This is a genomic window from Streptomyces sp. WY228, assembly GCF_019287315.1.
GTDB lineage: Bacteria > Actinomycetota > Actinomycetes > Streptomycetales > Streptomycetaceae > Streptomyces > Streptomyces caviscabies.
In genome coordinates this window covers 5,659,056-5,671,350 of sequence record NZ_CP079114.1, presented here as the reverse complement: position 1 = coordinate 5,671,350, position 12,295 = coordinate 5,659,056, and the positions used below count along the sequence as shown (strand labels likewise).

12 protein-coding genes are annotated in these 12,295 nt (G+C 74.3%); 5 read left to right on the top strand and 7 right to left on the bottom strand.

The genetic code is table 11. From position 1 onward, the window contains the following. Positions 1-24: 24 nt before the first annotated feature. Together KV381_RS24950 and dapE are read right to left on the bottom strand one after the other, a co-directional pair. The gene (locus tag KV381_RS24950; protein ID WP_030082880.1) at positions 25-810 is read right to left on the bottom strand and encodes a TIGR00730 family Rossman fold protein; all 786 of its coding nucleotides are present in this window, start codon (positions 808-810) and stop codon (positions 25-27) included. Between the two features lie 139 nt (positions 811-949). After that, positions 950-2,041, bottom strand: a complete 1,092-nt coding sequence (dapE, locus tag KV381_RS24945; protein WP_030082878.1) for a succinyl-diaminopimelate desuccinylase — start codon at positions 2,039-2,041, stop codon at positions 950-952. 61 nt (positions 2,042-2,102) lie between these two features. Here dapE and KV381_RS24940 point away from each other — a divergent pair, with 61 nt between their 5' ends. After that, positions 2,103-3,032 carry a hypothetical protein gene (locus KV381_RS24940; RefSeq protein WP_030631362.1) on the top strand — a complete coding sequence of 310 codons (930 nt, stop codon included), beginning with the start codon at positions 2,103-2,105 and terminating at the stop codon, positions 3,030-3,032. Between the two features lie 290 nt (positions 3,033-3,322). Continuing rightward, entirely contained in the window at positions 3,323-3,805 is a 483-nt protein-coding gene (locus KV381_RS24935) for an ATP-binding protein (RefSeq protein WP_218786344.1), read from the top strand. Between the two features lie 95 nt (positions 3,806-3,900). Here KV381_RS24935 and dapC read toward each other — a convergent pair whose 3' ends face one another. Both dapC and fdxA read right to left on the bottom strand, forming a co-directional pair. Beyond that, the gene (dapC, locus tag KV381_RS24930; protein ID WP_030082871.1) at positions 3,901-4,995 is read right to left on the bottom strand and encodes a succinyldiaminopimelate transaminase; all 1,095 of its coding nucleotides are present in this window, start codon (positions 4,993-4,995) and stop codon (positions 3,901-3,903) included. A gap of 111 nt (positions 4,996-5,106) precedes the next feature. Next, the gene (fdxA, locus tag KV381_RS24925) at positions 5,107-5,427 is read right to left on the bottom strand and encodes a ferredoxin (RefSeq protein ID WP_003966501.1); all 321 of its coding nucleotides are present in this window, start codon (positions 5,425-5,427) and stop codon (positions 5,107-5,109) included. A gap of 117 nt (positions 5,428-5,544) precedes the next feature. Between fdxA and KV381_RS24920 the strand changes: the two genes are divergently transcribed. The 3 genes from KV381_RS24920 to KV381_RS24910 all read left to right on the top strand — a co-directional run bounded on the left by KV381_RS24920 (position 5,545) and on the right by KV381_RS24910 (position 8,354). Then, entirely contained in the window at positions 5,545-6,540 is a 996-nt protein-coding gene (locus tag KV381_RS24920) for a GNAT family N-acetyltransferase (RefSeq protein WP_103546886.1), read from the top strand. Between the two features lie 58 nt (positions 6,541-6,598). Continuing rightward, a complete protein-coding gene (locus tag KV381_RS24915; RefSeq protein ID WP_218786341.1) occupies positions 6,599-7,480 on the top strand; it encodes a transglutaminase-like domain-containing protein in 882 nt (293 codons plus the stop codon). A 268-nt stretch (positions 7,481-7,748) separates the two neighbouring features. Further along, on the top strand, positions 7,749-8,354 hold the full coding sequence (locus KV381_RS24910; protein WP_030082865.1) for a response regulator transcription factor: 606 nt from the start codon (positions 7,749-7,751) through the stop codon (positions 8,352-8,354). Here KV381_RS24910 and KV381_RS24905 read toward each other — a convergent pair. The 3 genes from KV381_RS24905 to KV381_RS24895 form a co-directional block, all read right to left on the bottom strand. Beyond that, positions 8,323-10,056 carry an ATP-binding cassette domain-containing protein gene (locus KV381_RS24905; protein ID WP_373461214.1) on the bottom strand — a complete coding sequence of 578 codons (1,734 nt, stop codon included), beginning with the start codon at positions 10,054-10,056 and terminating at the stop codon, positions 8,323-8,325. The two genes, KV381_RS24910 and KV381_RS24905, sit on opposite strands and share 32 nt — an antisense overlap. A 248-nt stretch (positions 10,057-10,304) precedes the next feature. Then, a complete protein-coding gene (locus KV381_RS24900; RefSeq protein WP_218786339.1) occupies positions 10,305-12,059 on the bottom strand; it encodes an ABC transporter ATP-binding protein in 1,755 nt (584 codons plus the stop codon). A gap of 80 nt (positions 12,060-12,139) precedes the next feature. After that, positions 12,140-12,271 carry a SapB/AmfS family lanthipeptide gene (locus KV381_RS24895; protein ID WP_003966507.1) on the bottom strand — a complete coding sequence of 44 codons (132 nt, stop codon included), beginning with the start codon at positions 12,269-12,271 and terminating at the stop codon, positions 12,140-12,142. Positions 12,272-12,295: the final 24 nt, after the last annotated feature.

Sequence of the window (12,295 nt, the reverse complement as noted above, 5' to 3'; positions counted from 1 at the left end):
AATCGCCGGGCAGGCTTGAGGGGGCTACCGGCCGACCTCCTTCGTCACCAGCATCACCGCTTCCTCCACGTCGTCCGTCACGTGGAAGAGCAGCAGGTCCTTCTCCGAGGCCTTGCCGCCGGCCACCACCGTGTCGCGGAGCCAGTCGACGAGGCCGCCCCAGTAGGCGGTGCCGAACAGGACGATCGGGAAGCGGGTGACCTTGCCGGTCTGGACGAGGGTCAGGGCCTCGAAGAGTTCGTCGAGGGTGCCGAGGCCGCCGGGCAGGACCACGAAGCCCTGGGCGTACTTCACGAACATCGTCTTGCGGACGAAGAAGTAGCGGAAGTTGACCCCGATGTCGACGTGCGGGTTGAGACCCGACTCGAAGGGCAGCTCGATGCCCAGGCCGACCGAGACGCCCTTCGCCTCCCGGGCGCCCTTGTTCGCGGCCTCCATCGCGCCCGGGCCGCCGCCGGTGATCACCGCGAAGCCGGCGTCGACCAGCGCCTTGCCGATCGCCACCCCGGCCTCGTACTCCGGCGATCCGGCCGGGGTGCGGGCCGAGCCGAAGACGCTGATCGCGCTCGGCAGTTCGGCGAGCGCGCCGAAGCCCTCGACGAACTCCGACTGGATGCGCATCACCCGCCAGGGGTCGGTGTGCACCCACTCGGAATCGCCCTCGGAGTCCAGCAGCCGCTGGTCGGTCGTGCCGGGCTGGACCTGCTCCCTGCGGCGCAGGACCGGGCCCAGCCACTGCTCCTCGGGGCTGACCGCTCCCTCGGGAACCTCCGCGCCCTCGGGGATCCGTGCGTCCTCGGCGTTGCCCATGTTCCGCTCCCTCCACCGACCCGCGTCGTGCTGGGTCGTGTCGTACTGCGTACGGCCAGCGTAGATCGGCGGAGGTTACGTACGGGGGAATGCGGGGCGTCCACCGGTCAGCCGGTCGACGCCTCGGCCCGTCAGCAGGTCAGCCGGTCAGCCAGGAGCGCAGGCGCGTCTCGCAGTGGGTGATCTTCTCGACCGCCACGTGCTCGTCGCGCTTGTGGGCGTACATCGGGTCGCCGGGGCCGTAGTTCACCGCGGGGACGCCGAGTGCGCCGAAGCGGGAGACGTCGGTCCAGCCGAACTTGGGCCGGGCGGTGCCGCCGACGGCTGTCATGAACGCCTGGGCGGCCGGGTGCGAGAGGCCGGGCATGGCGGCGCCGGAGTGGTCGTCGATGATCGTCTCGGCCACGCCGCAGTCGGCGAAGACCTCGCGGACGTGGGCGATGGCCTCCTCCTCGGTGCGGTCGGGGGCGTAGCGGTAGTTGACGACGACGGTGCAGGCGTCCGGGATGACGTTGGTGGCGACGCCGCCCTCGATGCCGACCGCGTTGAGGCCCTCGTGGTATTCGAGGCCGTCGATGACCGGGCGGCGGGGCTCGTACGCCGCCAGCTTCGCCAGGATCGGGGCCGCCGCGTGGACGGCGTTGGACCCCATCCAGCTGCGCGCCGAGTGGGCCCGCTCGCCCGTCGTCCGCAGGTGGACCCGGAGCGTGCCCTGGCAGCCGCCCTCGACCTCGCCGTCGGAGGGCTCCAGGAGGACCGCGAAGTCTCCGGCGAGCCACTCGGGGTGGGCTTCGGCGATGTGGCCGAGGCCGTTGAGGTGGGCGGCGACCTCTTCGTTGTCGTAGAAGATGAAGGTCAGGTCGCGGTTGGGCTCGGGGACCGTCGCGGCGATCCGGAGCTGGACGGCCACGCCGGACTTCATGTCGGAGGTCCCGCAGCCCCAGAGGATCCCGTTCGCGTCGAGGCGGGAGGGGACGTTGTCGGCGATCGGCACGGTGTCGATGTGCCCGGCGAGGACGACCCGCTCGGCGCGGCCCAGGTTCGTCCGGGCGACGACGTTGTTGCCGTGGCGGTCGACGGTGAGGTGGGGCAGGGCGCGCAGGGCCGCTTCGATCGCGTCGGCGAGGGCCTTCTCCTCCCCGCTGACCGAGGGGAAGTCGACGAGCCGGGCGGTGAGCGCCGGTCCGTCCAGAGTGAGGTCAAGGGCGAGGTCAAGGGTGCTGTCGGCCATGGCCCCGACCCTAAGGGACTTGGGTATCGGCCCCGGGCGGGGCCTCCAGTACGGTGGGCCCGTGCCCAGGACAGCCAGCCCCACCCGTCGCAGCCGCCTCTTCCGGTTCGCGGCCGCCTTCGCCGTGCTCGCGGCCCTGGGCGGCTATGTGGCCGTGCAGTACTCCTCCTCCGGCTCGAAGAACCCGCCGCGCTGCGTCGTGGAGGCCACCGGCGAGGACGGCGGGGCGTCGCACACGTACGAGATGAGCCTGGCCCAGGCGGTGAACGCGGCGACGATCTCCGCGGTCGGCACCACCCGGGGCATGCCCGAGCGGGCGGTGACGATCGCGCTGGCCACCGCGCTCCAGGAGTCCACGCTCCGCAACATCGACTACGGGGACCGGGACTCGCTGGGGCTGTTCCAGCAGCGCCCGTCGCAGGGCTGGGGCACGCCCGAGCAGCTCATGGACCCGGTCTACTCCGCCGGTGAGTTCTACGACCATCTCGCCGAGGTCCCGGGCTACTCGCGCCTCCCGCTGACCGTGGCCGCGCAGCGCGTGCAGCGCAGCGGTTTCCCGCAGGCGTACGCGAAGCACGAGCCGGATGCCGCGCTGCTGGCCGCCGCGCTGACCGGGCGCAGGCCGGCCTCGCTGAACTGCACCCCGTCGACGGCCACGGCGGACGGTCCGGGGGACGCCGGGCAGGTGCGGGCCGAGCTGGTGCGGGCGTTCGGCAAGGAGGTGCTGCCCACCGCGAAGGCCGCGGGCGCGTCCGCCGCCTCGACCGTCTCGGTGCCCGTCCCGGCGACCTCGGCGCGGACCGAGGACAAGGCGTCGCCGCGGCGCGGCTGGGAGCTGGCGCACTGGGCCGTGGCCCAGTCCGAGGCGCTGCGGATCGAGCGCGTGAGCTACGCGGACCGGGTCTGGGACGCCGGTACGGGCTGGCGGACGGAACGCTCGAAGGGGACGGAAACGGGCACGTCCGCGGTCAAGATCAGGGTCGTTCAGTAGTACGGCCCGTCACCCGTTCGGACCCTGCGGGCCACGCCCCGGGACCCTTTCCGCACCACTCCTCCAAGCCTCGCCGACCTGCTCCGATTCCCTTGCCGCGCAAGGGAAGTGACGGTTCATCGGACTCCGGCGGTATGGATTGTTTGCCCGGGTTCTTCCGCTGCGGATTATCGGACGCATTGCTCAGCCTTTACCTTCGCCCACCGCAACCTTCCCCTCCCCCGAAGCGGTTGTCAGTGCGTCCGATCACCGGACAGACAGATTCGTGCACAACCCGCTGAAGGAGCATCATGTCCCTCCCCCTGACCCGTCGGATCGCTCGTGCCGCGCTGCTGATCGCCGCAGGCGCAGCCCCCGTGGTCGGTGCGGCCGGCGCCGCGAGCGCCGCAGATCTCCCGGCGACCCCGGACCTGGGCGGCCTGACGGCGCTGGACGGCGCCGGGCTCGGCAACACGGTGGACAGCGCCGCCCAGCAGGGCACCCAGGCGGCCGGTGAGACCGGTGGCCGGCTCGTCGGCACGGCGCTCCCGGCCGCGGGCCAGACCGTCGGCAAGTCCGCCGCGGTGGCCGTCCCGGCCGCCCAGGAGACCGCCGGCCAGACCGCGGGCAACGCGGGCCAGGCCGTGGGCGGCGTGGCCGACGCCGCCGGCGGCGGTCTGCCCACCGACGCGCTCGGCGGCAGCCTGCCCACGGACGCCGTCGGCGGCGGTCTGCCCACCGACTCCCTCACCCAGGGCGGCCTGCCGCTGGGCGGTCTGCCGATCGGCGGCTGATCCGCCGCCGCACAGCAACGCGCCGAGGGGCCTCGGGAGTGCGCACTCCCGAGGCCCCTCGGCGCGTTGTGCCGCCGTCTCGGCGGCGGGCGGGGTCAGGACAGGCGCTTGACCGCCGACGCCACCCGCTCGTCGGTCGCGGTGAACGCCACCCGGACGAAGCTCGCGCCCGCCGGACCGTAGAAGTCGCCGGGCGCCACCAGGATGCCCAGCTCCGCGAGGTACGCCACGGTGTCCCAGCACGGCTCGTCGCGGGTCGCCCAGAGGTAGAGGCTCGCCTCGCTGTGCTCGATCCGGAAGCCGTGCGCCTCCAGGGCCGCGCGCAGGGCCAGGCGCCGGTCCGCGTACCGGGCCCGCTGCTCGGACACGTGGACGTCGTCACCGAGGGCGGCGACGGTGGCGGCCTGGACGGGGGCGGCCGTCATCATCCCGCCGTGCTTGCGGATCAGCAGCAGCTCGCCGAGGACGGCCGCGTCGCCCGCGATGAAGGCGGCCCGGTATCCGGCCAGGTTGGAGCGCTTGGAGAGCGAGTGGACGGCGACGATGCCGTCGTAGTGCCCGCCGCAGACGTCCGGGTGGAGCACCGAGACCGGCTCGGCGTCCCAGCCCAGCTCCAGGTAGCACTCGTCGCTGAAGACGAGGACATCGTGCTCGCGCGCCCAGGCGACGATCCGGGTCAGCTCGTCCCGGGACAGCACCTTCCCGGTCGGGTTGGACGGCGAGTTCAGCCAGAGCAGCTTCAGCCCCGCCGGGTCCAGCTCGGTCGGGTCGTCGTAGGCGACGGGCTCCGCGCCGCAGAGCCGGGCGCCGACCTCGTACGTCGGGTAGGCGAGCCGGGGGTGGGCGACCTTGTCACCGGCGCCGAGCCCGAGCTGCGTCGGCAGCCAGGCCACCAGCTCCTTGGAGCCGACGACCGGCAGCACGTTGGCGTGGGTCACGCCGACCGCGCCGAGGCGGCGCTCCACCCAGCCGGTGAGCGCGTCCCGCAGGGCCTCGGTCCCCCACACCGTCGGATACCCGGGGCTGTCCGCCGCGGCGACCAGGGCCCGCTGGATCAGCTCGGGGACCGGGTCGACCGGGGTGCCGACGGACAGGTCCACGATGCCGTCCGGGTGGGCCTGGGCCGTCGACTTGTAGGGCGCGAGCTTGTCCCAGGGGAAGACCGGCAGGCGGGAGGAGAGTGCGGACACGGGGCTCTGCTTTCTCGGGTTGCTCAGGCCGTTCCCGGCCGTACGGAAAACGCCTCGGTCCCGCACGGCGACACGCCGTACGGGACCGGGCAGCGCGCAGGGCGCCGTCGCCTACTGGTTCTGCGGCGGCAGTCCGGCGACGAACGCGTGGTCGCGCTCGATGAGTCCGAGCTTGGACGCACCGCCCGGCGAGCCGAGGTCGTCGAAGAACTCGACGTTCGCCTTGTAGTAGTCCTTCCACTCCTCGGGAGTGTCGTCCTCGTAGAAGATGGCCTCGACCGGGCAGACCGGCTCACAGGCTCCACAGTCGACACACTCGTCCGGGTGGATGTACAAGGACCGCTGGCCCTCATAGATGCAGTCGACGGGGCACTCTTCGATGCAGGCCTTGTCCTTCACGTCGACACAAGGCTGCGCGATGACGTAGGTCACGCTGTCGTTCCTCCTCGGTAGGGCGTTGGCTCTCGCGCGGGAGCGCGGCGTCGTCGATGCCCGCCCCTAGTATCTCCGTTCTCGGGCACGATCCGAACAGGAGGGGCGGAGAGAGCTGTGGAATTCACCATCGGCGGACGGCTGGAAGTCCGCATCACCCCCGCTGACGTGGGCAAACGCGTGTCCGTGCGGCGCCGGACGGACGGCGGCGGCACGGGCGCGGAGTTCACCGACACGGTCGGGGTGCTCACATCATGGGACCACGGTGTGCTCGCGATCACACGAAAGAGCGGGGAGTCCGTCCACATCGTGGAATCCGCGCTCGTCGCGGGCAAGGTCGTGCCCGCCGCGCCGGCCCGCCGGCGGGGCCCCGCCGCCTCCTTCGAGGAACTGGCCGCCGTCACGGCGCGCGCCTGGCAGCCCGTGGAGAGCGAGCCGCTGGGCGACTGGCGGCTGCGCGCCGCCGGGGGCTTCACCCGGCGCGCCAACTCCGCTCTGCCGCTCGGCGATCCGGGCCTGCCGCTCGGCGAGGCGCTGCGGCGGGTCCGCGCCTGGTACGAGGAGCGGGACCTGCCCGCGTACGTCCAGACGGCGACCGGGGCCGAGGGCACGCAGGAGCTCCTGTGCGCGGAGCTGGAGCGGCACGGCTGGCGGCGCGAGGTCTCGGCGGAGGTGCGGATCGCCGCGCTGGCGCCGGTCGGTGACGTGGCCGCGGACATCGCGGCGGTCCGGCTGAGCCGCGAGCCGGACACGGACTGGCTCGCCCGCTACCAGCGTTTCTCGACGCCCGGTCCGCATGTGCTGCGGGTGCTGGGCAGCGGCCCCTCGGTCTGGTTCGCCACGGTCCCCGGGGAGTCCGCCGCTCCGGCCGCGATCGGGCGGTGCGTCGTGGACGGGCGGTGGGCCGGCTTCATGGCCGTCGAGGTCGACCCGGAGCAGCGGCGGCGCGGGCTCGCCACCACCGTGATGACCGCGCTGGCGCGCCGGGCGCTGGACGAGGGCGCGTCGGCGGCCTGGCTCCAGGTGGAGGAGGACAATGAAGGGGCGCGGGCGCTGTACGACGGCATGGGCTTCGCGGCCCACCACCGCTACCACCACTACCGCTCGGCGTGAGGAACCACGCGATGAGCCACCGGGACGTGGGTCGGAAGGACAGGGGCATGGGTCGCATATGAGCGCGCTGGAATCCGGGACGGCCGAGCGGCGGCGACAGTTCGCCGAGGAGGCCCGGTCCGAGCGGCCGGACCTCGCCCTCCTCTGTCTGCTGCTGGGAGCGGAGGCCGGACCGGTGGGCCCGGCCGAGGTCCGCCCGGTGGTTCCGGGAGAGGCCGATCCCGACCCGTACGGCATCGACGCCGCGCAGATCGAGCTGGACCGGCTGGCGGGGCTGCTGCCGTACGGCTCGCGCTCCGCCGCCGGCTGGGCCTCGGCGCTGGCCGAACTGCTGGGCGAACGCTGCGGCTTCGGGGGCTCGTCGGTGGACTACCAGCGACTGGACTCCTCGCTCCTCCAGCAGGTGCTGCGCCGCCGCCGGGGCCTGCCGATCCTGTTGTCGGTCGTCTGGATCGAGGTCGCCAGGCGGGCGGGAGCTCCGGTGTACGGGGTGGCGCTGCCCGGCCACTTCGTCGTCGGCTTCGGCGGCCCGGAGCACCCGGTGCTGGCCGACCCGTTCGCCGGGGGCGCGCCGCTGACCGGGCAGGACGCGGAGCTGCTGGTCACGGGGGCGACCGGGGCGGCGCTCGAGCCGTCGATGATGGTGCCCGCGCGGCCGCTGGAGATCGTGCTGCGGATCCTGAACAACGTACGGGCGTGGGCGGCGGCCCGGCCCGAGCGCACCGACGTGGCCCTGTGGGCGGTGGAGCTGTCGCTGCTGCTGCCCTCGCATCCGGCCAGGCTCCGCTACGAGCACGCCCAGCTCCTCGTCCAGCGCGGTGAATTCCTGCGCGGGGCGGCGGAAATGGAGGAATATGCGGCCGTCCTCGACGGAATCGAGCCGACGACGGCCGAGAACATCCGGCGCAAGGCCCACGCCGCACGCGCCCTGCTGAACTGAACCGGCCCTCCGGCGAGCGATCCGCGACATCCGACCCGCACCGGCCGTCCGAACACCCTTGTGATGGCGAGACGGATGGGTCCGTGGGCGATGTGCGCTCCCGATTTACATCCGAACGCCCCCATCCGCGCCCACCGGACGCGCTTTTCGGCCCGTTCGTCCGCGTACGCGAATGCCCATGCGCTCAACTGGAAACCCGTCACCGGATGCGCACAGCCCGTCGCATTCCGCGTCCGGCGGGCCGGAAGAGAAACCTGGGGGCAGATCGATGACGACCGTGCTGTTGGTCCACACCGTGCCGTTGTGGCGCGCTTCGCTGGCCTCACTCCTCGGCACGGGGCGGGGCATAGAGGTCCGCACCGCCGAACACGGTGCGATACGCGCCGCGCTGAGCGGGCCCGGGCCCGATGTGCTCCTCACCGACCTCGACTGTCCGGGCGTACTGGACGTCCTGGACGAGGTGCGGACGATGACCGCACCGCACGGCGGGCCGTATCCGCTCGCCGTGCTCACCCGCAGCGACCGGCCGCGCGGGCTGCGGCGGGCGTACGAGGCGGGGGCGCTCGGCTACATCGACAAGTACCGCCCGGTGGACGACCTGTCCGAGGTGATGCACAAACTGGCGGACGGCGGACGGCATATCGACGAGTCGCTGGCCTTCAGCCTGCTTCAGGTGGCCGACATGCCGTTGTCCCCACGGGAATTGAGTGTGCTCTCGATGGCCGAAGGGGGTGACACCGTGGCCGGAATCGCCGCTCGACTGCATCTGACGCCGGGGACGGTCCGCAATTATCTCGCCGCCGCCATACGGAAGTCCGGGGCGCGCAATCGGCTGGACGCGATCAGACGGGCGAAGGAGGCGGGGTGGATCTGATGCCGTGCCCCTCGCCGTGCCGCTCTTCCTCCGGCTCCCAGAAGCCTGCCAGGTCCCGGTAGAGGGCGCTGGAGCGCAGGAGTTCGGCGGGGGTGCCGCACCGGGTGCGCGGGCCGTCCATCACCAGGGTCCGTTCGGCGCGGTGGGCCGAGCTGAGCCGGTGGGCGACGACGACCAGCGCGCCCGGCAGCGCGGCGAACGCCAGCTCGGCGCGGGTCTCGGCGGCCGGGTCGAGCCGGCTGGTGGCCTCGTCGAGGATCAGCAGCGGCGGGGCGGCGAGGTAGGCCCGGCCCAGGGCGACGAGCTGCCGTTCGCCCTGGGAGAGCCGGTCCGGTGCGAGCACCGCGTCCAGCGAGCCGAGCCGGGAGAGCAGCGTGTCCAGGCCGAGCGCGTCCGCCATGGCCGCGATCTCCCGGTCGCGGGCGTCGGGCCGGAGGTAGCGGAGGTTGTCCCGCAGCGAGCCGCTGAACACATGGGCGTGCTGGGGCAGCAGGACGCGTACGGAGGTGGCGTCGGCCGGGCGCGCCGGCCGCCCCCGCCACCGCACCGCTCCCCCGGTCGGCCGCTCGGTCCCGGCGAGGACGGCGGCCAGGGTCGACTTGCCGCTGCCGCTCGGGCCGACGACCGCGAGGTGCTCGCCCGCCCCGATCGTCAGGGAGAGCCGGTCCAGGACGGGGTGGGCTCCGGGCCCGTACGCGAAGGTGACCTCGTGGAGTTCGGCGACCGGGGTGCCGCGCGGCGGCGGGGTGGCGGCCCGGGCGGGGAGCGGCGGGTCGTCGGCGGGCGGGGGCGGTGCGTCCGTGAACCGGTCCAGGACCACGACGAGCCGGCCGCCGACCGTGCCCAGCATGGTCATCAGCGCCTGGACGGCGGGGGCGAGGGCCTGGGTGAGGTAGGTCAGCGCGCCGACCAGCGCGCCCGGGGTGAGCCCGTTCCGCAGCAGCCAGGGCGCGGCCAGGAGCAGCAGGATCGGGGGGAACCGGCCGCAGACGGCGAGGGCCAGCACCCTGACGGCCGACCAGCGGGCCAGCGAGCGGGAGGCGGCGAGCTGGGCCCCGGCGAGGGTCCGGGACTCGGCCACCGTCCGCCCGGCGGTTCCGGCGGCGGCGATGTCGCGTACGGAGGCGGCGAGCCGGCCCGCGTGGGCGGCGTACGCCTCGTCGGCGGCGAGGTAGTCGCGCTGGCGGGCGGCCATCGGCGGCAGGGTGCCGAGGAACAGGGCGGCCCCGAGGGCGAGCGGGGGCAGCACGGTCAGGAGGAGGGCGGGCGAGAGGGCCAGCAGGCCGGTGACGGCCCCGGCGGCCGTGAACACGAACGAGCGCAGGGTCAGGACGAGGCCGGCCCAGCCGTCGCGGGCTATTTCACTCTGATGGGTGACCTGGGAGAGGGACCGGGTGCTGACGTCGCCGGACGGTTGGGCGAGGGCCTCGGACATCGCCCGGGACACGGCGCGCCGGACCAGCCCGTCGCGCAGCGGCTCCACCAGATCGGCGAGCCGCCCGAACACCCCGCGTGCGGCGAGCACGGCGGGCAGTACGGCGACGGCGGCGACGGCCAGCCAGAGGAGACCGGTCAGCGGGCGGGCGGCGAGGAAGCCGTCGTCGAGCGCGCGGGCGACGCCGTACCCGCTGAGGAAGGTCTGCGCGAACTCCAGCAGGGACCAGCCGGCCAGCCGCAGGATCACGCCGGTGCGGGCCCGCAGGAAGGGGCGCGCCTCGCGGACGACCCGGCGGAGCGGGGCGTCACGCGGTGCCTCACGTGAGGCTTCACGCGGTGCCTCGGTCGAGGCTTCACGCGGTGCCTCACTTGTGGCGTCGCGTGGTGCCTCACTCGTGGTGTCGCGTGGTGCCTCACTTGTGGCGTCGCGTGGTGCCTCACCTGGTGTGGATGCCTTGCCTGGCACGAGGGCCTTGCGCAGGGCGTCGTGTTCGGGGCGGGTCTCGTCGTGCGTCATCGGGTCTCCGCCTCCGCTCCGGACCGCTCCGCGTGCTCGCCCGGTGGGGTGCCGCGGAAGACCGCGCGGTAGTCCGGGTCGGCCCACAGCTCCTCGTGGCGGCCCGTCGCGCGGAGCCGGCCGTCCTCCAGCCAGGCGACCCGGTCCGCCCGCGCGGCCGAGGAGAGCCGGTGGGCGACGATGATCCGGGTGCAGCGGCCGGCCCGGGCGTCCAGGGCGCGGCGGACGTGGTGCTCGGTCACGGTGTCGAGGCTGGACAGCGCGTCGTCCAGGATCATCAGGCGGCCCGGGTGGGCGAACGCACGCGCCAGGCCCAGGCGTTGGCGTTCGCCGCCGGAGAGCGGCGCGTCGGCGACCGGGGTCGCGTAGCCGTACGGGAGCAGCGCGACGAACCCGTCGGCGCGGGCCGCGCGGGCGGCTTCGCGTACGGCTTCGGGCGACGCGGTCCCGGGTCCGTACGCGATCGTGTCCTCGACGGTGACGCCGAGGAGGGCGGGGCGGGCGAAGGCGTACGCCACCTCTCGGCGCAGCCGGGCCGGTTCCATGGCGTCCAGCGGCACGCCGTCCAGCAGCACGCTGCCGGTGTCCGGGTCGAGCAGCCGCCCGGCGACCGCGGCGAGCTGCGACTTGCCGGAGCCGGAGCGCCCGACGACGGCGAGCGACGTGCCGCCGGGGACGGTGAGGTGGACGCCGGTCAGCAGCGGGCCGCCGTCCGACTCGACGCCGACGTCCCGGAGTTCGAGGTGTCCGGGGGCGTCGGGCACCGGGCCCAGGCCGCGGTGCGGCAGCGGGGCGAGGGTGAGGAGGGGGCCGAGGCTGCGGGCGGCGGCGCGGCTGCGGGCGAGGGAGCCGAGCGCGCCGGTGAGGGCGCCGATGCCGACGGCGAGGCTCGCGTAGCGGGACGCGGCGACCAGGTCGCCGACGCCGATCGCGCCCGCGCCGAGCCGGAGTCCGGCGACCGCGAGGACCAGCAGCATGAGCAGGGGCAGCAGGAGCCCGCTGCGGCCGACGGCCCGCCCGTACACCGTCCAGGTGCGCCGACCGTGTTCGGCGAGCGCGGTCAGGGGTTCCAGGACGCGGCGGTGCTCCCGGGCGCCGGTGCGGGCGGCGCGGATGGTGTCGGCGCCGTCCAGGGCCTCGGTGAGCCGGTGGGCGATGAGCGACTGGGCGCGCTGGTAGTCGGCCCCGGCGTCGGCGGTCCGGCGGGTGAAGGCGCGCAGCAGCGCGACGAGGAGGGGGGCGCCCAGGAGGAGCGCGGCGGCCGTCCAGACGTCGATGAGGAGGAGGCCGACGATCGCGCCGAGCGGGAGCAGGACGCCCGCGACGGCTCCGGCGGCGGTGACGGGCGCGGCGGCGGCGTCGGCGGTGCGGGCGGTGAGCCGGGCGGTGAGGTCGCCGGAGGGCAGCGCGAGGGCGCGGCGGGGTTCGGCGGCCAGGAGCCGGGCGGCCGTGCGGGTGCGCAGGGACGCGGTGAGTTCGGCGGTGGTGGTCGTGCCGGTCACCGCGGCCGCCGCGTCGAACCCGGTCTCGGCGAGGGTCAGGGCGGCGCAGAGCAGCAGCCAGGTCCAGGGCACGGGGCCGCCGGTCACGAGCCGGTCGACGGTGTGGCCGAGGGCGGCGGGCAGGGCGAGGGCGGCGAGCGCCCCGCCGGTGGAGCAGAGGAGGAGCCCGAGGAGGGCGGCCGGGTGGAGCCGGGCGAGCCGCCGGGCGTCGGCGGCGGACGCCGTGCCCGGGCGTGGGTGCTGCCGCACGGGGTCGCCTTTCCTGTTCCTGCGGGCACGTGGCCGGCCGGCCCGCCGGTGAGGATCACCCGCGGGCCGGCCGGAGCGGGTCACGGGGTGCAGAGGACCACGCTGAGGGAGCTGTACTCACAGACCAGCAGCGAGACCTGGCTGCCCGTGGCGAGCTCGCCGAAGGAGTCCTCGGCCGGGGTGTCCATCGCCTGGAGGTCGAGAAGCGCCATGATGTGTCCTTTCGGGGACGGTTG